The following is an 18,539-nucleotide window of genomic DNA, read 5'->3' on the forward strand; positions in this document are numbered from 1 at the left end:
TAAGGTTCGCCCAATGCCGTTCAGCGTTGGCTTTGCAGCAGTTCAGTAAGGTGTTGCAGAGCAAACAGGGCGGCTTTTCTTACTACCTCTTCGCAATCCCCTGAAAAATGCTGCTTCAGCGCGCGTACCTCGCCATCTGGCAGGCCCCAGCCAAACCACACCGTACCCGCAGGCGTGCCATCTTCGCCGCCGTCCGGCCCGGCATAGCCGGTAACCGCAATGCTGGCTTTTTCGCCCGATACTTCTTTCGCGCCGGCTGCCATTTCGCGCGCGGTCGCCTCGCTTACCGCCGTGTGTTCCTGGAGCGTTTTTTCACTGACGTGCAGAATGCGGTGTTTGGCGCTGTCGGTATAGGTTACAAACCCGCTGGTGAAATAGCTGCTGCTGTCGCTTGCCGCGCCCAGTGCAGAGCTGACCAGACCTGACGTGCAGGATTCGGCGGCAGCCACTTTGGCCCCGGCCTGTAGTAAAACTTTGCCGAGTCTTTCGGCGGTATTAAGTAATTCCTTATCCATTGTGAGACTCCAGTTGCTGGTGGCCCCGCCGCGATGACGGGGCAGAGTTGTCAGCTTTGTGGCACGAGTTCGGTTTTAATCCAGCCTGGCTGGCGCTTGTCGAAGGCTTTATAAGCGTCAAGTACGTCGCTAAGCGGCTCTACTTTCGTTAATACCTTGACCGGATCGATGGCGCCGGTGCGTACCAGTTCCAGCAAGCCCGGAATAATAGTGTGATGGTTGCAGTTGCCCATCTTAAGGGTCAGATTCTTATTCATCGCCTTGCCGATAGGGAAAGTTTCCGCTTCCGGCGGATAAACGCCGATAATGCTTAAACGACCGGCCTTTTTCAGCGTGGCGATAGCCCATTCCAGCGCCTGAGTGGGCGCGTCGCCCGGCACCCAGTTGCCTGCCTGCGGGTGCGTTTCCGGTGCCACCTGATCCACTTCCGCCGCAAATTTTTCTGCTTTTTGCTGCGCCTCTTCCGCTGCCGGGCCGTGGTGCGCATGTTGGCTGTCTACGCCGACTGCATCAATAGCGCAGTCCGCGCCGACGCCGCCCGTCAGGCGATTAAGGGTTTCTACCGGATCTTCTTCTTCAAAATTTACCGTGAATGCACCCTGACGACGCGCCATAGCCAGGCGATCGACATGGCCGTCCACCGCAATCACGCGGGCGGCGCCCTTGAGGAAAGCGCTGGCGATAGCGAACTGGCCGACCGGCCCGCAGCCGAAGACCGCCACAACGTCGCCTTTTTTGATTTCGCCCGCTTCCGCGCCAAACCAGGCGGTGGGGAAAATATCGCTAACCATCAGCGCCTGCTCGTCGCTGACGTTATCGGGAATTTTTACCAGCGTATTGGCGGCATAGGGAATGCGCGCTTTTTCCGCCTGAAGCCCGTTTACCGGGCCGGTTGCGGCCGGGCCGCCGAAAAAGCAGGTGCCGGCGGCAGGCCCGTTGGGGTTGGCGTTGTCGCACTGGGCGGTATTGCCTTCCCGACAGGGCGGACAGGTGCCGCAGGAAACGGTCGAGCAAACCACCACGCGGTCGCCGACAGCGAAATTGCGAACATCGTCGCCGAGCGCTTCAATCACGCCGACGCCTTCGTGTCCCAGAATGGTGCCGGGCTGCATTTTACTGAAGGTGCCGCGAACAAAATGCAGATCGGTGCCGCAGATAGCGGAAGCCGTCAGGCGGATCACCGCATCGGTTGGTTTTTCTATCGCTGGCTCCGGGACGTCATCAAGACGAATGTCGCCGACAGCATGCCAGACTAGTGCTTTCATAGGCTCTCCCTTTTTTATCTACCGGGCCTGAGCGTCAGGCGTCCGCTGAAAAGTATAGATAAATTTTTACGGGAAGAAGGCGGCCACAGGCGTTTAACGTTCGGCGATAAGCGATGGCCGTAATGCAGCGCTATGCGGCGCGTCCGAAATTTCCGCTGGCAGCTCGTTCTCAAAAGCCCTGTCAAAGGGCGGCGGCAAACAGAAATCGGTACCACGCTGTTGATGAAATTCCGCCAGCCATTGGCTGTAAATGGTCAGTAAGCCGTCATGGTTCTCGCTGCCGCCAAGGCGGCGGATAAACAGCCAGCGTGGTGGATCGGCGCGGTCACGCACGTAGAGTTCAGGCTGGATGCTGCCGCCGCAGGCGGTGATACACACTTCGGAAAACTGGATCTTCGGCCATTGTCCCAAACGGGTCAGAAAATGTTGTTTTTCCATGCTCCACCGTACTATGCACAGTTAAGGGGCTGATTGTGCGGCAGTCGTGCTGCGCGCTGAACCAGAATCGCTATTCCCTGAAGCCGTCCGGCCGTGGCCGAAGAAAAAAATGGTGTCCGCTCTTTACTGGCGCGGAGCCACTGGCGGTTCAACCGATTTTGTAAAAATTCGTTAATTAAGTCCAGCTCTTTGTGTGGTTATTGGCATTATCAGGAATGCGCCTGGTCAGTATCCAGGCAGAAGCATCAGCAAAGCTGTTACGCAGAAGAAAGTAAAAAAAGAACGAAGCGGCAGTGGCTTATAACGAAGCGGCAGAAATTGATGAACGATTAATATTTATTTATTTGCTCAGTGGGTAAGCTAATAATTCCTGAAGCGGGATAAGTATTTTTTAAATATAAAATTAAAATTGATTAAGATTTTTCCTGATTGTTGTTATTAATCAATGAGATAACTAGCCATAATTTTTACTTATTTTTATGTCGCCGTTTCCTTGCAATTATAAGCGTGGCTGCTAGATTTAACTACGTAGCACCTTCACTGATTTTTAATTCCCCCCGGGATTAAATAATTGAGAAAAAACCATTGAGTATTATTTAACACGAAGAGGACATTTGTATGACTCAGCATCGTGGTAATTCAAATTCGGGTAATTTCGCAGAAGATCGTGAAAAGGCGTCAGAAGCAGGCAAAAAAGGCGGACAGAGCAGTAGCGGCAGCGGCAGCTTTAAAAACGACCGTGAAAAAGCCTCTGAAGCCGGTAAAAAAGGTGGCGAGAAGAGCCGCCGCAGCTAAAAAGTAATGCGCCTGCCGCGCGCAGGCTCGCCGCCATCGGCCCTCCGGGCGGTGGCGGTTGTGCTTCCCCTCTGTTTCACTCCCTCTGATACTTCCGTCTCCTGATAACTCAGCCCTGAATATTCCTCTATACTGGTTTAAGAAGAAGAATAACCGCTATCGGCAGTAAAGCTTGCAATAAGCGCTATCTGCAGATGCCCGCTCAGAAAAGGAGAGCCCGTGTTAAAAATGATCGCCAGCGTATTTACCAGCCCGGAAAGGTTGCTTAACGCCATGTCCCGCAATGATATGCAGGAAGCTAAAGATGACGGCGAACGTATTTTGATCGATGAAGACGGTGCGGCGTCGGTGAATTTACAAAGCAAAGAGGTTCATGAGGATTTCGCCCGCCACGTTGCCATGCTCAAACACACGCGCAAAACGCCGCCGGACGAGGAAGAACGCAAGAAAAAGCAAAGACATGTGCTGCTTCCGGAAGAGATATCCTGACCGCTAAAACGCCTGGATGCAGGGACGAACTGAACGAAACCCCACGATGCCGTGGGGTTTTTTATGCTTACTCTTTCGGTAGCGCGTACGCGACCAGCGCATCGCCGGAAGTGGTACCCAGCCCGCCGTGCCCGCCTGCCGCAATCACCACATACTGACGACCGTCCTTACCGGTATAGGTCATCGGCGTCGCCTGGCCGCCCGCTGGCAGTTTGGCTTTCCACAGCTCGTGGCCCGTGGCTTCGTCAAAAGCGCGCAGGTAGTTATCCGCCGTAGCGCCCATAAATATCAGCCCGCTGCGGGTAATGATGTTGCCGCCCATCATAAAAATGCCGGTTGGCAACGGCGCGTTGGTATGAGTGCCGAAAATATTCATATTACGCGTGGTGCCCGCCGGTCTTTCCCAGGCGATTTTACGGGTGTTAAGATCGATGGCGATCAGCTTGCCCCACGGCGGCGCGCTACAAGGTGCGCCCAGCGCCGTCAGCCAGGGTTTCACCACGGCCGCCCAGCCGGTGCCATACTGCGGCCCTACGGCGAACTCTTTCGGTTTCGGATAGGATTGCCCGCTGGCCCAGCCTGCCCACGGCTTCATCAGGCCCTGTTTGATCGCCTCGTCATGCTTCATCAGCTCCATGGTGAAAGGGATGTAGCTGGTGTTGGCAATCAGTAAATGCCGCTGCGGATCCACCGAAGCGCCGTACCAGTCCATCACGCCGTCAAACGCAGGATAGGCGATAGAGGTGCCTTCCGCAGGCGGCGTATATTGGCCCTGATAGCGATAGCGGTGGAACTGAATGCGGCAGATCAGCTGATCGATCGGCGTCGCGCCCCACATATCGGTTTCTTCCAGATTTGGCGGTGCAAGGCTCGGCATGCCGACCGGATCCGGCTGCGTAGGTGACAAATGCTCGCCCGGCAGCGAGGGCGAGGTCGGCACCGGCTTCTCATCCACCTGCGCCAGCGGTTTGCCGTTGCGGCGATCCAGCAGGAACAGCTTGCCCATTTTAGTGGTCTGCACCAGCGCAGGCACGGTTTCGCCATTTTTGCCCGGCAGGTCAACCAGCGTTGGGCCAACCGGCACGTCGAAATCCCAGACGTCATGATGCACGGTCTGGAAATGCCAGCGCTCTTCACCCGTATGAATATCCAGTGCCACCAGCGCGCTGGAATACTTCTCGTCAAAAGGTCGCCGTTTGCCGCCGTAATAATCCGGCGTCGCGTTGCCCAGCGGAATATAAATCAGGCCCAGCTTTTCGTCCGCCGTATAGGTTCCCCAGCCGTTAGGCGTGCCGTGCGTATACTCTTCGCCAGGCTTCAGCGGCGCGTTCTGCGGCGTTCTGCCCAGGTCCCAGGCCCAGGAGAGCTGGCCGGTTTTTACGTCATAAGCGCGTACCACGCCGGAAGGTTCGCCGGTGGTCTGGTTATCGTATATCCAGCCGCCCAGCACGATGCGGCCTTCCATCACCATCGGCTGCGAGGTAATAAAATGGAAGCCCGGCGGCACCTGGCCCATATGGTCGGTCAGGCTGACATAGCCCTTGTTGCCAAACGAGGCGCAAGGTTCGCCGGTTTGCGCATTCAGCGCCACCATGCGGGCATCGCTGGTGGTGGTGATGATTTTTTCCGGGCAGGTGCTGTCATCCACCGCCTTGCTGTAAGCCACGCCGCGGCAGGCCAGATATTCATTGGCCGAGGTGTCTACTTTGGGATCAAACTTCCAGCGCTGTTTGCCGCTGGTGGCGTCAAGCGCAATCACCTGGCGATGCGGCGTACAGATAAAGAGCGTGTTGCCAACCTTAATCGGCGTCACTTCAAAGCTGAACTCGCGTCCCGCTTTATCTTCCCCTTTACGCAGGGTATCGCCGGTATGGAACTGCCAGGCGGGCTGCAGCTGGCTGACATTGGCGGGCGTAATCTGCGTCAGTGGCGAAAAGCGCTGGCCATCGCGCGTACGGCCATAATGCTGCCAGTCATTATCGTTATCGGTTGCGATCGCGGCCTGAGCTGCCGGCACGGGCTGATGATGCACAAAGCGCGTTGCCGTTACGTGCCAGCCTGACCAGAAGACCAGCACGATAGCGGCCAGATAGACCACGCCAGCCAGCGTGCCCGCGCGGCGCTGCGTGTGCATCACCGGTCGGACGATCCACGGCAGGCTGCACCAGACGCCCAGTACGGCCAGCGCGAAAAGGCGCGGCATCAGCTTCCAGCCGTCCAGACCGACTTCATACAGCGACCAGGCTACGCAAATCAGAAAGGAGAGCAGGTAAAGCCAAAGACCGGCCGGACGGCGTTTAACGATAAAAATGCCGCTAAGGAAGAAACCGGCGCCGAAAATCAGGTACCAGGGCGTGCCGCCCAGCGTTGCCAGCCAGCCGCCGAGCACCAGGAAAGCCAGGCCGAACAGGCTAACGACGATCCCAGTGATGGTAGGTAGGGTGAACCAAAATTTTTTCTGCATAAGGTCTTGATAAGTGAGTAACAGGTAAGGCAAGCATAGAGGATGCAAAGTTTTGCAAAGATAGCGGGTGGAGAGAGCGGTGTGCTTGTCTTTAATAGTTCTATTTTTCAATTGATTAGCATGTAAAGATTATTGTCTCAAAATCTTACCGTTGGCTATTGGCAGCCAGGGAGGCTGCTTTTTGATCTGCGTTTCCCTTAAGAGGCGGTTGTTTATTGCGCGGTTGATAGCCATCCAGACGGCAATACCGGCAAATTGCATTAATAGCTGGTAACATTACGCTCCAGTTAATACTGTTAATAACCGGCTCGTTTGTTGAATAAAACCGCTGGAAAACGCCCTGACGGTAAAGTAGCTGTAACAATGATGATGAAACGGGCAGGCCGCCACGTTATGCCTTTTGGCTATATATCATGGTATTTGGGTCTTTGCTGACCCGCGACCGGCCTGACGCTATCCCGTATCATAAGCATCACCAATAACATATTAAAAATAGTCAGTTTATTGACCAGCCTGCGGGCTGCACAACACGGGATAAAACAGGCGACAAATGATAGTTTTGCGTAATGTTTCCAAAACCTTTTACGCCGCGGCTGGCCCGGTGACGGCGGTTGATGATGTGAATCTCAACGTCGAACAGGGGCAGATTTACGGCATTATTGGCTACAGCGGCGCGGGGAAAAGTACGCTGATCCGCCTGCTGAACGGACTGGAAAAACCGACTTCCGGCAGCGTCACTATTGCAGGTAAAGATATCGCGCAGGCGAAGGGCGAGGCGCTGCGTCAGGCGCGTCTGAAAATCAGCATGGTGTTTCAGCACTTCAACCTGCTCTGGTCGCGTACCGTCAGCGAAAATATTGCCTTTTCGCTGCAAATCGCCGGCGCGCCCAAAGCCGCCATCAAAACGCGCGTGCAGGAGCTGATCGAACTGGTCGGCCTGAAGGGTAAAGAGCACGCCTATCCTGCTCAGCTGAGCGGCGGGCAGAAGCAGCGCGTAGGTATCGCTCGCGCACTGGCCAATAATCCGGAAGTGTTGCTGTGCGATGAGGCGACTTCGGCGCTGGATCCACAGACAACCGACGCCATTCTCGATCTGCTGCTGGATATCAACCGCAAGCTAAAGCTGACTATCGTGCTGATTACGCATGAAATGCACGTAGTGCGTAAAATCTGTCACCGCGTGGCGGTGATGGAAGCGGGCAGAATCGTGGAAGAAGGCGAAGTGCTGTCGGTATTTACTCATCCGCAGCAGCCGATTACCCGACAGTTCGTCAAGCAAACGGCAGAGTACAGCAGCGCCGAGACGCCGTTTAACCCTGAACTGATTGACCGCACGGCGGGCAGCGTGCTGAAGCTGACCTTTGTCGGCCAGAACACGCAGCAGCCGATCGTAGGCGAACTGACGCTGAAATACGGCACGCCTTTTAATATTTTGCACGGCAAGATGACGCAAACCACCAACGGCACTTTCGGCGAGCTGTGGTTACAGGTTGCCGCCACCGGCAGCGCGCTGGAAAACATCCTGGCCGATTTACACGCCCACGCCATTACGACCGAGGTGGTTCATGACTGAGACTCTTTTCCCCCATCTGAAGCTTGATCAGCTTTGGGCGGCAACCTGTGAAACCCTGTATATGACCTCGCTGTCCGGCGTGGCGACCTTTGTGCTGGGCATTTTGTTCGGTCTGGCGCTGTTTCTGACCGCGCGCGGCGGCCTGTTTCAGAACCGCGCCGTTTATTCGGTGATTTCGGTACTGGTTAACGTCTTCCGCTCCATTCCTTTTATTATCCTGATTGTTTTGCTGATCCCGTTCACCAAAACGTTAATCGGCACCATTCTGGGCGCGGATGCGGCTTTGCCCGCGCTGATTGTTGGGGCGGCACCGTTCTATGCCCGACTGGTCGAAATTGGCCTGCGCGAAGTGGATAAAGGCGTGATTGAGGCTTCCCGCTCAATGGGCGCGCGGCTGAGCACGCTGATCTTTCGCGTACTGCTGCCGGAATCTTCACCGGCGCTGGTTTCCGGTATGACGGTAACGCTGATTGCGCTGGTCAGCTACAGCGCGATGGCCGGGGTGATCGGCGCGGGCGGTTTGGGTAACCTGGCCTATCTGGAGGGCTTCCAGCGCAACCACAGCGATGTCACGCTGGTGGCGACGGTTATGATCCTGATTATCGTTTTTATTATTCAGTTTATTGGCGATTTCATCACAACACGGCTCGACAAACGCTAACTCACGAAGGAAGTAATAATGAAAAAGACACTGACGCTGCTGGCTGCGGCAACCCTGGGGGCGCTGAGCCTGAGCGCATGGGCAGACACCCTGACCATCGGCGCATCCAACGTGCCGCACGCGGAAATCCTGGAGCAGGCTAAGCCGATTCTGGCGAAGCAGGGCATCGATCTGGAAATCAAACCTTTCCAGGACTACATCCTGCCGAACACCGCGCTGGCCAGCCGCGATATCGATGCGAACTATTTCCAGCACGTACCTTATCTGAACAGCGTGCTGAAAGATCATGCCGACGACAAGAGCTATGATTTTGTCAGCGCGGGCGCAATCCATATCGAGCCAATCGGCATCTACTCTAAAAAGTACAAATCGCTGAAAGACCTGCCGCAGAACGGCAAAGTAATTATGCGCGACGCGGTATCGGAAGAAGGGCGTATCCTTTCTATCTTTGAGAAAGAAGGCGTCATCAAACTGAAGCCGGGCGTGAGCAAAGTTGACGCGCGCATCAGCGATATCGTGGAAAACCCGAAACATCTGAAGTTCCTGGCTAACGTGGAAGGCGCACTGCTGCCGCAAATGTATAATAACGACGAAGGCGATGCGGTAGTAATTAACGCCAACTACGCTATCGACGCAGGCCTGGATCCGGTAAAAGATCCGATTGCAGTTGAGAGCGGCGAAAATAACCCTTACGCCAATATTATCACCGTGCATCGCGGCGACGAAAACAAGCCGGATATTAAAGCGCTGGTGACGGTGCTGCATTCTAAGCAAATCCAGGACTGGATCCGCACCAAATATAAAGGCGCGGTTATTCCTGTTAATAACTGATTGCTGTTTAATAAAAAAGGCCGGGAAACCGGCCTTTTTTTGGCGCTCGCACACTTACATAACCTCCATCAGTCAGCACAGAAAACGGGCAGTGCCTTTGTTGTATATGGCTAAAGGAACGACGATATTATAAATCAGGCTGCCGGATCTCCTGCAGCATAAAATTGCCTGCTTTATCTTTTTGCAGTCGGATAGTCTTGCTTAACCTGTATCTTTCAGCATCGTTATTTGTGGATATTCCCATAAGTATGGCGTAATCGCCCTCCTGCCAGTTAATGTCAGGATAAGAAACGCATTCGCCTGCCGGAATAACAGGCAAGGTTGACTGAGGTTCAGATTGCCAGAAGATTTGCCCTTTTTTTCCGGTGATTTTTGTTACGGATACGCCTCTGTTTTGGAGCAGGCGGCTTTTTTTTGAATATTATAAGGCGCGGAAAAGCAAGGCATGTTTTCTTTCAGCACGACATCCAGCGGGTAAAAGTAAGGCTTTTCAAGGTGACAGCCGCTTACCAGCAGCACGCAGGCTAGCGTTATTTTTATCATGGTAAATTCCTTTTAGCTGAAGGATCGCTCAGAAATCCCCGCATTACCCATTCATACTTAGCAAGAAGATCGGGCCCGATAAGACCCTTGAAGTTAGCTACCGCTTCAAAATTCGATCGGCCAAATGTTATTAGCCAGAAATAGTCGGCAATGATGCAGGCCTGAGCTTCTAACCTGAACTCAAAAGTATTGGCGGTGGCGAGGCAAGAATAAAGGAACAGCATAAAAACACCGTTTCAGGCAAAATACTCGCAACCTGGGGCGAGCAGTTTTGTGGTCTGTATTGATTTTTTTGATCTCACTGCTTTTTCTTTTATCTCCTTTTTTCTGATGGGGTTATAGCGTTTGCGACTACACCAGACCCGGAAAACGACGGGATTTATTTTATGATTTTATTAAAAAATATATCACATATTATATTTGAGGTGATGAAGAAAATAATTATTTTAATTAGTTCATAACCATCCCAAAAATTAAAAACGATAAATGAAAATATAAAAGTCAAAAGTAACGGTAAGCGAAAACAGAAAATATCCCATAAAATATCCTTCCATAGGAATTTAAATGCCTTTTTCATTTTATGAGCCTCACTATATCCGATGCGATTTGTTCGTCAGTTAATGCGTGCCGAAATTTATGATCTATTTTTGTGACAACGGGCTCTATCAGAAAATAGAGCATTTCTACTTCAGTATTATAAAATTTTGTGTACAGGATAGGGTTGATTAATTTTAGCCGGTCTGCAGCGTCAATAGCAATTTTTACGTAACCATAACCACCTAAAACAGTGGTGCTTTTCCTGGATATACTGGTCAATGTGCTTTCCAGCGTTGCCCTTAGTCCTGCGCTCATATAAATTGCAGACGCAATAGAGTAAGCAATAGAGCGATTTGTGAAATTCACAGTTGCATAATCGGCGCTAAGCTTTGTCAGGATTCTGTTTAAATTTAATCTCCTCTCATAATGAATCTCGCTAAATACGTCTTCAGTAAATATTTTTAGCATGTATTTTATAACATTATCTTTGACCTGTACGTCGGAGTAATTATTTTTCTTTTCTCCGAATTCAAAGCCAATATGCGGTAATTTAAAATGAAAGGTCGGAATAATTTTCAAGATGGACCTAATAAACCTTACATCTTCTTTTCTGATTTTCTCACAAACATCCTGATAATTTTCTGTTAAACATGATGAATACCAACTTAGACGTTCGACTCCGTTGTATATCAATTCGCCTTGTTTTAACGCTTCTCTACCTACTTCCTTGACTCCTTTTTCCAGAACTAAAGCCAGATAGTTCTCGGCTTCCAGTTTCTTTATTATTGCTGCGTTATAACTCATGCTCACTCCTGTGCGTTATCTCCTTTGAATGCCTCAGTTACTATGTGGTTTTTTGGTCATTATGTAAACATGGAACTCAGCGGCATTACTGTTTTGCTTGTCAGATTGCGATGGCAAAACTGCTGTGTATAAAAACAGTTCTTACAAGGGTGCAGCGTGGGCGGCAAAGAGAGCAATTAAGAAACCGGTGGCGGGTTCTGGCTCGGCCGAACTCGGACGGCTTCTGGCTGGAGTTTGATGCGCCAGTGTCACTGTCAATGGGGATCTAGTATCTGATATAAGCTGAAGAACTCTATCATTCCCTGCTTTTACAGCAAAAGCAGAATCTTTCTTTTCGGGAGGGCGATCTCTCTTTTTTATGCACTGGTTTACGACTTATTTTTTGATAATTATGAAAAGTATCGTCGGCGGCTTTTATATGAAAGCGCAGCGCCATAATAATCTGGCGCTGCCGGCAACAAAATCAGATGCCGCTATTCAAACAGCCCGACCCAATCGTTTTTACCTCCGTCTGCACGCCCGGCATCATCAGCGTCAGGCCGCGGATCAGCTCATCACCCGCTTCCAGCAGCGCCTCATACGGCATTGACGGCAGGCTTTCCAGTACAAACCACATTTGCGTGGCCTGGGCATCCAGCCGGGTACGCACGCCCTGACGCCAGTTCCAGCGGCGACAGGTCACGCCCTGGTCGTCACGCCAGATAACTTCACCGACCTCCGGTGATTCCACGGCCGCGCTGCCTTCTTTAACCGTATCAAACAGCTCGCTGCCGTCGGCTATTACCAGGCGCGGCTGGCCCACATAGGCGGCAATATTCTCGCCGCCGACCGGAATGGCGTAGCGAAGGCTGATAGCGTTATACAGATCGACCACTGGATCGATGCCCGGCAGCGTGCCGTCGCGCTGCACGCGTTTCCTCAGCGCTTCCGCCGAACAGGGTGTGCGCTTGGGTTTGGCACCGAACTTTTTAAACGTTTCCGCCCAGTCGGCCAGGTGCGCTGCCGCCCAGGCAGGCGAATCGGCAAGCACCGCCTCGCAGGCCTGGGTAAGAAACGCTTGTGCGATCGAGGGATCGGCCAGCGGCGCGGCTTTTACGGTGATACTCAGGGCGCGAAAGCCCGGTGCAAGGTCGGCAATAGCCGGGGCGATTGACGGGGTGACTGAAATCATTCCATAATCCTTCGGTGACTAATTTATCCTATAGTAATGACCGATGACCAAAAAAGTCAATAAAACGACCGAGGCAGGGGCCGATATCGACAGCGTCAGCGCTGCCGTCTCGCGCAGTATTAAAACCCATCGCAAGGCGCAAAAGCTTTCGCTGGACGAGCTCGCCCGCCGCGCGGGGGTCAGTAAAGGGATGCTGGTGGAAACCGAAAAGGGCACGGCGAACCCCAGTATCGGTATTTTATGTAAAATCGCCGCCGCGCTTGGCTTGTCGGTGGCGGATATCGTCAACGTTACCGATTCGCCTTCTGCATGGCTTATCACTCGCGAGGAGATCCCTACGCTATGGCAAGGTGAAAAGGGCGGTTCCGCGCGACTGCTGGCCGGCACGCGTGGGCCGGATATGATTGAGCTGTGGCGCTGGGAAATGCATCCGGGCGAAAGCTTTTCCTCTACGGGGCATCCGGCGGGCACGCTGGAGCTGCTGCATGTCGAAGAAGGCACGCTAAACCTGCAAACCGAAAGCGCCGCGCTGACGGTTAACGCGGGCTGCTCGGCCGTCGCCAGAACGGATATGGCGCACCGCTATGCCAACGAGACTCAGAACCTGCTGATCTTTACGATGACCGTGGCCGAGCTGCATCGGGGCTAAAAGAAAAAGGATATTTGCCTTTCGCCTACAGTACTTTTTCCAGAAAGCGGCGGGTACGCTGATGAACAGGGCGATTCAGCACCCGCTCGGCGCTGCCGCTTTCGACAATTTTGCCGTCCACCATAAACACCACGCGATCGGCGACCTGCCGCGCAAAGCCTATCTCATGCGTTACCACTACCAGGGTAACGCCCGAGCGTGCCAGCCTGTTAATCACTTCCAGCACTTCGCCCACCAGCTCAGGATCCAGCGCGGAGGTCGGCTCGTCAAACAGCATCACCTTTGGGTTCAGCGCCAGCGCGCGGGCAATGGCGATGCGCTGCTGCTGGCCGCCGGAAAGCTGTCGGGGCCAGGCGTGCGCCTTTTCGCGCAGGCCGACCGTATCCAGCAGCTCGTAAGCCCGCTCAATTGCCTCGCGGCGCTTCAGCAAACCATGCACGATGGGCGCTTCAATAATGTTGTCCAGCACGGTCATATGCGGAAACAGGTTAAAGTTCTGGAATACGTAACCGACCTGAATGCGTTGTTTCAGAATCGCTTTTTCCTTCAGCTCGTACAGCTTATCGCCCCTGCGGCGATAGCCTACGTAGTCGCCGTCGATCTGAATAAAGCCTTTATCGACGCGTTCCAGATGGTTAATGGTGCGCAAAAGCGTCGACTTGCCGGAGCCGGATGGCCCGAGGATCACGGTGACGGTGCCGGGTTCGATAGTCAGGCTGACATCATCCAACGCTTTAAAGGCGCCGTAGCTTTTACTGATATTGGCGATCTCAATTTTTCCGGCCTGGGTTTGCGGGCGATCGCGCCAGCTGGCGGCGTTCTCGTCGCGATTTAGTTCAAGCGCTTCTGACATCAGAACTCTCCTTAAGCGTTGCCGAACGACGGAACAGCGTTAAGCGGGCGGGGCGCCTCTGCCGCACCACGCCGCGCGCAAAATAGTTTTCGACAAAGTGTTGCAGCACCGACAGGACGGTGGTGATGCACAGATACCAGACGCTAGCCACCATCAGCAGCGGGATGACCTGCTGCGTGCGGTTATAAATAACCTGCACGGTATAAAACAGTTCCGGCATCGACAGCACGTAAACGATAGAGGTGCCTTTCGCCAGGCTAATCACCTCGTTGAAGCCGGTTGGCAGAATAGCGCGCAGCGCCTGTGGCAAAATAATACGAAAGGTGCGGCGATACGGCGGCAGGCCCAGCGCGGCGGCGGCTTCGTGCTGGCCCTGATCGACGCCGACGATGCCGCCGCGAATGATCTCGGCGGTATAGGCGGCCTGCACCAGCGACAGCCCCAGCACCGCTACCGAAAACTGATCCAGCAGATCGGTGGTGGCGTGGGTAAAGAAGGTGATGGAGGTGAAAGGCACGCCCAGCGACAGGCTGTCATACAAATAAGCGAAGTTATAAAGAATAATCAGCACCAGCAGCAGGGGCAGCGAGCGGAACAGCCAGATATAGCTCCACGCCAGCGCGTTCAGCAGCCAGGACCTGGCGAGCCGCGCCAGCGCCAGGCCGGTGCCGAGAATCGAGCCGAACAGCGTGCCCAGCAGGGTCAGCAGCAGCGTTTTCCCCAGCCCGTTTAAAATGGCCGGCTCGAAAAACCACTGCGCAAAGACTCCCCACTCCCAGCGCGGATTGGTGGCAATGGACTGCACCACGCCGGTAATAATAAAGAGCGCGAACGCTGCGCCCGCCATGCGCCACGGGTAGCGGGCAGGCACAACTTTCAGGACGACATCGTTCGGCGCGTCGGCGTTGTCACGCCAGCCAGCATCCGGGTTTTTCATGGTAACTCCTCAGGCGCTGCGTCGGACAGGCTGGCTGAGCAGCGTTTTGGTAAAGGGCAGGCGGCCGTCAAAGGGCGGCAGCGCATAGCGTTCGGGATCGACCGCCGGATCGAACTGCGGCTGATAACCCTGCGACAGATAGAGCCTGACCGCTTCCGGCTGGCGAAAGCCGGTGGTCAGATACAGCGCGTCATATCCCTGCAGCGCCGCCAGCCGCTCCAGCTCGAGCAGAACCTTCTGCGCCAGGCCCTGACGCCGCATACTGCTGTGCGTCCAGATACGCTTCAGCTCCGCAGTCGTGACGTTGTAACGCTTGAAGGCCCCCATCGCTATCGGCGTTTCATGGCGCAGCAGTACGATAAACGCCCCGTCGGGCGGCGCATAAATTCCCGGCGGCTCTTCTTCCTGCTCGCCAAAATAGTCGCCGTAGCGGGCGCGGTATTCGGCGAACAGCCCGTCGATAATCGGCTCAATCCGCGGATCGCCCGGCGTGGTATGGATAAAGGTTTCTTCAATCATGGCGCGCTCCCGTACTCAGTCGCCTAAACCCGGCGGGTTAATCTCGGAATGGTCGATTTTTTCGATGCTCTCGCCCCAGCGATCCAGCACCTGTAAATAGCTGCCGCTGGCGATGGCGCCGTTGAGTGAAGCCTGTACGGCTTCCACCAGCCCGCTGCCTTTTTTCAGCGTCACGGCGATATTGGCGGTTTTAGGCCAGCCGCCGGCCACCACGCCGACCAGCCTGGTGGTGCCGGTCAGTTTGGCTTTATAGGCGCCGGTAACGTTAGGGCCGAAAGTGGCGTCGGCGCGGCCGGACTGGATCGCCAGCGTGGCGGCGGCATCGTCGGTCACGTAAAGCGGCTGCATAGCGGGCAAGCCTTTCGCCTGATTTTCTTTATCCCACTGCAGCAGGATGGCTTCCTGATTGGTGCCGGAGCCCACGATAATACGTTTGCCGGCAATATCCGGCGCGGCGTCAATTTTGCTGATTTTACTGCTGCTTTTGACGTAGAAGCCCAGCGTGTCCTGACGATAGGTCGCGAAGTCAAACCGCGCTTTGCGTTCTTTAGTTACGGTTATATTGTAAATCGCCGCGTCATATTTCCCGGAGGCGACGCCCAGCGGCCAGTCTTCCCAGGAAGCCGGAACGATTTTTAATTTTAATCCCAGCCCATCGGCAACCAGACGTGCTATATCCGCTTCGCTGCCGATAACCGTTTTATTATCGCGGGCAAACAGGCCGAACGGCGGCGCGCTGCCCAACACTGCCGTAGCCACCGTCAATGTGCCGGGCGTAACAAATTTATAATTAGCCGGGATCAGCGAAGCCGCCTGAGGGTTTAACGGCGTATGCACCGGCTTTTCATTAGCGATTAAATCTATTCCCGGCGCGGCCTGGGCGCTCAGGCTCAGGCCCAGCAGCAGCGCCAGCGCGCTTAAGCGGTTGCTATTCATCATTTTATCCCTGCGTTTTGTTTTTCTGCACTATTCAGGATGCGGCAGGGCAAGTAAAACAACAAAAACAAATAAAGATAGCGGGAAATAATCTTTTCCCGTGAGCCGTAATAATTTCATTGTTATGCAAAAGCTAAGCTGTAATTAATATTTAGCGTCGCCGTTTTTATATGGAATTCTCGCTGAAAGTATTCAGAGAGAATAAATTATGTCTTATCAGTTAAGTCTTTTAGATCAAAGCCCGGTGGACGAAGGGCAAACGCCGCAGGCCGCGCTGGCGGCGACGCTTGCCTTTGCCCGCACGGCGGAGCGGCTGGGCTACCACCGGCTGTGGGTGTCTGAACATCACGACAACGAGCGCCTGGCGGGCAGCTCGCCGGAAGTGCTGATAGCCTGGCTGCTGGCCCACACCAGCCGGTTACGCATCGGCTCCGGCGGCGTGATGCTGCAACACTACAGTCCTTACAAGGTGGCGGAAAATTTTCATTTGCTGGCTTCGCTGGCAACCGGGCGCGTCGATTTAGGCGTTGGCAAAGCGCCGGGCGGGTTGCCGCTTTCCACCAAAGCTTTGCAGGGTGAACTGGCAGGGCAAAAGGATTTTCCTGCGCTGCTGGCGCAGTTAACCCGCTATCTTGACGCCGTGACCGAACCGGCCAGCGGTGAAGCCGCCAGAGCGCTGCCGGCGCCATCACACTCGCCGTCGCGCTTTCTGCTGGGTGCCAGTGCGGAAAGCGCCCGGCTGGCCGCGCATCTGGGATGGAACTTTGTCTATGCCGGTTTTATTAACGCCTCTGAGCAGGCGATGCGGGAAGCGGTGCTGACCTTTCACGAGTACGCGCAGCAGGGTAAGGCGCTGATCAGCCTGGCGGCGCTGGCGGCCGACACCACTGAGGAAGCGGCTTCGCTACTGGCCGAACAGCATAACTATCGCGTCACGCTTGGCAAACGGCACGTGACCGTCGGCAGCGAAGCGCAGGCGCTGGCTTTTGTCCAGCAGGCGGGCGCGGCGGACTACCGTATTGAAAAGCAGGCGCTGAACGTGCTGCACGGCACCGCCGACGTTATCCACCAGCGGCTGGCCGCGTTACAGCAAAGCCTTAAGGTCGACGAATTTATTCTGCATACGCCGCTAAGCAATCCCGCGCGGCGTCTGCGTTCCATTACTCTGCTGGCGGGCCAGCATTAAGGAGATTGTATGAGCACCCACATCAAATTCGGCCTGATGCTGCACGGCGCGGGCGGCCATATGAATGCATGGCGTCATGCCAGCGCGCCGGCCGATGCCAGCGTAAACTTCCGCTACTTTACCGATCTGGCACAGCAGGCGGAGGTGGCAGGGTTCGATTTCCTTTTCGTCGCCGACGGGCTGCACATCAACGAGAAGTCGCTGCCGCATTTCCTTAATCGCTTCGAGCCCGTGGCGCTGCTGTCGGCGCTGGCCGCGGTCACGCAGCGAATTGGGCTGGCGGGCACGATTTCTACTTCGTACAGCGATCCTTTCACCGTTGCCCGTCAGCTGGCGACGCTGGATAATATCAGCGGCGGCCGGGCCGGCTGGAACGTGGTGACCTCGCCGCTGGAAGGCTCGGCGCAGAACTTCGGTAAAGCGCATCCGGCGCACTCGCTGCGCTACGAGATTGCCGAGGAATATATTAACGTGGTGCAGGGATTATGGGATTCCTGGGAGGACGACGCCTTCGTGCGCGATCGCGACAGCGGCGTTTTTTTTGACGCGGCCAAACTGCACAGGCTGAATCACCAGGGCAAATTTTTCTCGGTAGCCGGGCCGCTGAATATTCAGCGTTCGCCGCAGGGGCAGCCGGTGATTTTCCAGGCGGGCGCGTCCGATACCGGCATCGGCCTGGCCGGAAAATCCGCCGATGCGGTATTCACCAACGCGCGCACGCTTGCGGAAGCGCAGAGCTATTCGCGGAAGCTACAGGCCAGCGTTGCCGCCAACGGGCGCGATCCGGTAGCTATCTTTCCCGGCATCAGCCCCATTATTGGCAAAACGCCGGAAGAGGCCGAAGCGAAATATCAGCATTTGCTGTCGCTGCTTTCCCTTGACGATGCGCTGGCCTATCTGGGTCGCTTCTTCGAGCATCATGATTTCAGCCAGTACGATCCGGACGGACCTTTCCCGGACGTTGGCGAGCTGGGGCAGAACAGCTTCCGTTCCACTACCGACAGCATCAAGCATCGGGCGCGGGAAGAGCAACTGACGCTGCGTCAGGTAGCTTATGAAACCACGCTGCCGCGCGGCGAATTCTTCGGTACGCCGCAGCAGGTGGCCGACGCGCTGATTGCATGGGTAGAAAAGGGCGGCGCGAGCGGTTTTATCCTCAGCGGCCCGGTGCTGGTGGAGTCGCTACGCGATATCACGCGTGATGTGCTGCCGATACTGGCGGCGCGCGGCTACTGGCAGCCTTCTGACGAAACCACGCTGCGAGGCAGGCTGGGGCTGCCGTTTAAAGTCAATCGTTACGCTGAGCCGGTGCCGGAGCTGGTTGAAAACCAATAAGATTGATGACGGGCGGCGTCGTGCCGCCCGTGTCCGGG

The 18,539-nt window shown here is 55.0% G+C and carries 18 protein-coding genes and 1 pseudogene; 8 read left to right on the plus strand and 11 right to left on the minus strand.

The genetic code is table 11. From position 1 onward, the window contains the following. Window positions 1–20: 20 nt before the first annotated feature. The 3 genes from AB3U87_RS05485 to AB3U87_RS05495 all read right to left on the minus strand — a co-directional run bounded on the left by AB3U87_RS05485 (window position 21) and on the right by AB3U87_RS05495 (window position 2,218). A complete protein-coding gene (locus AB3U87_RS05485) occupies window positions 21–515 on the minus strand; it encodes a CinA family protein (protein WP_253454217.1) in 495 nt (164 codons plus the stop codon). A 50-nt stretch (window positions 516–565) separates the two neighbouring features. Continuing rightward, a complete protein-coding gene (locus AB3U87_RS05490) occupies window positions 566–1,780 on the minus strand; it encodes a zinc-dependent alcohol dehydrogenase (protein WP_394148659.1) in 1,215 nt (404 codons plus the stop codon). Window positions 1,781–1,873: 93 nt separating this feature from the next. After that, window positions 1,874–2,218, minus strand: coding sequence for a hypothetical protein (locus tag AB3U87_RS05495; RefSeq protein ID WP_253454213.1), 345 nt, complete (start codon window positions 2,216–2,218; stop codon window positions 1,874–1,876). 618 nt (window positions 2,219–2,836) lie between these two features. On the opposite strand from AB3U87_RS05495, the gene AB3U87_RS05500 reads away from it, so the two are divergent. After that, window positions 2,837–3,013 carry a con-10 family general stress protein gene (locus AB3U87_RS05500; protein ID WP_125287532.1) on the plus strand — a complete coding sequence of 59 codons (177 nt, stop codon included), beginning with the start codon at window positions 2,837–2,839 and terminating at the stop codon, window positions 3,011–3,013. Window positions 3,014–3,232: 219 nt separating this feature from the next. Beyond that, a pseudogene (locus tag AB3U87_RS05505) lies at window positions 3,233–3,421 on the plus strand (hypothetical protein); the annotation flags it as partial. A gap of 148 nt (window positions 3,422–3,569) precedes the next feature. On the opposite strand, the gene AB3U87_RS05510 reads toward AB3U87_RS05505, so the two are convergent. After that, complete coding sequence (locus tag AB3U87_RS05510) at window positions 3,570–5,966, minus strand: membrane-bound PQQ-dependent dehydrogenase, glucose/quinate/shikimate family (RefSeq protein ID WP_394148660.1); 2,397 nt, start codon at window positions 5,964–5,966, stop codon at window positions 3,570–3,572. 550 nt (window positions 5,967–6,516) lie between these two features. Between AB3U87_RS05510 and AB3U87_RS05515 the strand changes: the two genes are divergently transcribed. Genes AB3U87_RS05515 through AB3U87_RS05525 form a run of 3 tightly spaced genes read left to right on the plus strand, consistent with a single transcriptional unit; the run spans window position 6,517 to window position 9,031 of the window. Next, complete coding sequence (locus tag AB3U87_RS05515; RefSeq protein ID WP_394148661.1) at window positions 6,517–7,539, plus strand: methionine ABC transporter ATP-binding protein; 1,023 nt, start codon at window positions 6,517–6,519, stop codon at window positions 7,537–7,539. Continuing rightward, window positions 7,532–8,200, plus strand: coding sequence for a methionine ABC transporter permease (locus AB3U87_RS05520; RefSeq protein ID WP_370734038.1), 669 nt, complete (start codon window positions 7,532–7,534; stop codon window positions 8,198–8,200). The genes AB3U87_RS05515 and AB3U87_RS05520 overlap by 8 nt, the downstream gene beginning before the upstream one ends. Window positions 8,201–8,218: 18 nt before the next feature. Beyond that, complete coding sequence (locus AB3U87_RS05525) at window positions 8,219–9,031, plus strand: MetQ/NlpA family ABC transporter substrate-binding protein (protein WP_253454205.1); 813 nt, start codon at window positions 8,219–8,221, stop codon at window positions 9,029–9,031. Between the two features lie 539 nt (window positions 9,032–9,570). Here the strand turns inward: AB3U87_RS05525 and AB3U87_RS05530 are convergent. The 3 genes from AB3U87_RS05530 to AB3U87_RS05540 form a co-directional block, all read right to left on the minus strand. Then, a complete protein-coding gene (locus AB3U87_RS05530; protein ID WP_394148662.1) occupies window positions 9,571–9,798 on the minus strand; it encodes a hypothetical protein in 228 nt (75 codons plus the stop codon). A 349-nt stretch (window positions 9,799–10,147) separates the two neighbouring features. Further along, window positions 10,148–10,915, minus strand: coding sequence for a hypothetical protein (locus AB3U87_RS05535; RefSeq protein WP_394148663.1), 768 nt, complete (start codon window positions 10,913–10,915; stop codon window positions 10,148–10,150). A gap of 463 nt (window positions 10,916–11,378) precedes the next feature. Continuing rightward, complete coding sequence (locus tag AB3U87_RS05540; RefSeq protein WP_394148664.1) at window positions 11,379–12,086, minus strand: B3/B4 domain-containing protein; 708 nt, start codon at window positions 12,084–12,086, stop codon at window positions 11,379–11,381. 43 nt (window positions 12,087–12,129) lie between these two features. Between AB3U87_RS05540 and AB3U87_RS05545 the strand changes: the two genes are divergently transcribed. Continuing rightward, window positions 12,130–12,735: a helix-turn-helix domain-containing protein gene (locus AB3U87_RS05545; protein ID WP_301729554.1), complete on the plus strand. Its 606-nt coding sequence runs from the start codon at window positions 12,130–12,132 to the stop codon at window positions 12,733–12,735. A gap of 25 nt (window positions 12,736–12,760) precedes the next feature. Here the strand turns inward: AB3U87_RS05545 and AB3U87_RS05550 are convergent, their stop codons facing one another. The 4 genes from AB3U87_RS05550 to AB3U87_RS05565 are packed head-to-tail and all read right to left on the minus strand — an operon-like array spanning window position 12,761 to window position 15,983. Continuing rightward, a complete protein-coding gene (locus AB3U87_RS05550; RefSeq protein WP_253454190.1) occupies window positions 12,761–13,588 on the minus strand; it encodes an amino acid ABC transporter ATP-binding protein in 828 nt (275 codons plus the stop codon). Beyond that, entirely contained in the window at window positions 13,572–14,525 is a 954-nt protein-coding gene (locus AB3U87_RS05555; RefSeq protein WP_394148665.1) for an amino acid ABC transporter permease, read from the minus strand. Before AB3U87_RS05555 ends, AB3U87_RS05550 begins: the two co-directional genes overlap by 17 nt. 9 nt (window positions 14,526–14,534) lie before the next feature. After that, complete coding sequence (locus tag AB3U87_RS05560; RefSeq protein WP_394148666.1) at window positions 14,535–15,044, minus strand: GNAT family N-acetyltransferase; 510 nt, start codon at window positions 15,042–15,044, stop codon at window positions 14,535–14,537. A 15-nt stretch (window positions 15,045–15,059) separates the two neighbouring features. Next, window positions 15,060–15,983 carry an ABC transporter substrate-binding protein gene (locus AB3U87_RS05565; RefSeq protein WP_301250832.1) on the minus strand — a complete coding sequence of 308 codons (924 nt, stop codon included), beginning with the start codon at window positions 15,981–15,983 and terminating at the stop codon, window positions 15,060–15,062. Between the two features lie 205 nt (window positions 15,984–16,188). On the opposite strand from AB3U87_RS05565, the gene AB3U87_RS05570 reads away from it, so the two are divergent. Both AB3U87_RS05570 and AB3U87_RS05575 read left to right on the plus strand, forming a co-directional pair. Continuing rightward, on the plus strand, window positions 16,189–17,166 hold the full coding sequence (locus AB3U87_RS05570; RefSeq protein ID WP_394148667.1) for an MsnO8 family LLM class oxidoreductase: 978 nt from the start codon (window positions 16,189–16,191) through the stop codon (window positions 17,164–17,166). Window positions 17,167–17,175: 9 nt separating this feature from the next. Next, a complete protein-coding gene (locus AB3U87_RS05575; RefSeq protein WP_394148668.1) occupies window positions 17,176–18,501 on the plus strand; it encodes an LLM class flavin-dependent oxidoreductase in 1,326 nt (441 codons plus the stop codon). Window positions 18,502–18,539: the final 38 nt, after the last annotated feature.

It is taken from the genome of Erwinia plantamica (assembly GCF_043420595.1).
GTDB classification, from domain to species: Bacteria; Pseudomonadota; Gammaproteobacteria; order Enterobacterales; family Enterobacteriaceae; genus Erwinia; species Erwinia aeris.

Excerpts from the sequence above, each read along its gene's own strand:
- AB3U87_RS05550 (WP_253454190.1), bottom strand. The coding sequence starts at position 13,588 with ATGTCAGAAGCGCTTGAACTAAATCGCGACGAGAACGCCGCCAGCTGG.
- AB3U87_RS05560 (WP_394148666.1), bottom strand. The coding sequence starts at position 15,044 with ATGATTGAAGAAACCTTTATCCATACCACGCCGGGCGATCCGCGGATT.
- AB3U87_RS05500 (WP_125287532.1), top strand. The coding sequence starts at position 2,837 with ATGACTCAGCATCGTGGTAATTCAAATTCGGGTAATTTCGCAGAAGAT.
- AB3U87_RS05525 (WP_253454205.1), top strand. The coding sequence starts at position 8,219 with ATGAAAAAGACACTGACGCTGCTGGCTGCGGCAACCCTGGGGGCGCTG.
- AB3U87_RS05565 (WP_301250832.1), bottom strand. The coding sequence starts at position 15,983 with ATGATGAATAGCAACCGCTTAAGCGCGCTGGCGCTGCTGCTGGGCCTG.
- AB3U87_RS05520 (WP_370734038.1), top strand. The coding sequence starts at position 7,532 with ATGACTGAGACTCTTTTCCCCCATCTGAAGCTTGATCAGCTTTGGGCG.
- AB3U87_RS05555 (WP_394148665.1), bottom strand. The coding sequence starts at position 14,525 with ATGAAAAACCCGGATGCTGGCTGGCGTGACAACGCCGACGCGCCGAAC.
- AB3U87_RS05485 (WP_253454217.1), bottom strand. The coding sequence starts at position 515 with ATGGATAAGGAATTACTTAATACCGCCGAAAGACTCGGCAAAGTTTTA.
- AB3U87_RS05530 (WP_394148662.1), bottom strand. The coding sequence starts at position 9,798 with ATGCTGTTCCTTTATTCTTGCCTCGCCACCGCCAATACTTTTGAGTTC.
- AB3U87_RS05510 (WP_394148660.1), bottom strand. The coding sequence starts at position 5,966 with ATGCAGAAAAAATTTTGGTTCACCCTACCTACCATCACTGGGATCGTC.
- AB3U87_RS05515 (WP_394148661.1), top strand. The coding sequence starts at position 6,517 with ATGATAGTTTTGCGTAATGTTTCCAAAACCTTTTACGCCGCGGCTGGC.
- AB3U87_RS05535 (WP_394148663.1), bottom strand. The coding sequence starts at position 10,915 with ATGAGTTATAACGCAGCAATAATAAAGAAACTGGAAGCCGAGAACTAT.
- AB3U87_RS05495 (WP_253454213.1), bottom strand. The coding sequence starts at position 2,218 with ATGGAAAAACAACATTTTCTGACCCGTTTGGGACAATGGCCGAAGATC.
- AB3U87_RS05540 (WP_394148664.1), bottom strand. The coding sequence starts at position 12,086 with ATGATTTCAGTCACCCCGTCAATCGCCCCGGCTATTGCCGACCTTGCA.
- AB3U87_RS05570 (WP_394148667.1), top strand. The coding sequence starts at position 16,189 with ATGTCTTATCAGTTAAGTCTTTTAGATCAAAGCCCGGTGGACGAAGGG.
- AB3U87_RS05490 (WP_394148659.1), bottom strand. The coding sequence starts at position 1,780 with ATGAAAGCACTAGTCTGGCATGCTGTCGGCGACATTCGTCTTGATGAC.
- AB3U87_RS05545 (WP_301729554.1), top strand. The coding sequence starts at position 12,130 with ATGACCAAAAAAGTCAATAAAACGACCGAGGCAGGGGCCGATATCGAC.
- AB3U87_RS05575 (WP_394148668.1), top strand. The coding sequence starts at position 17,176 with ATGAGCACCCACATCAAATTCGGCCTGATGCTGCACGGCGCGGGCGGC.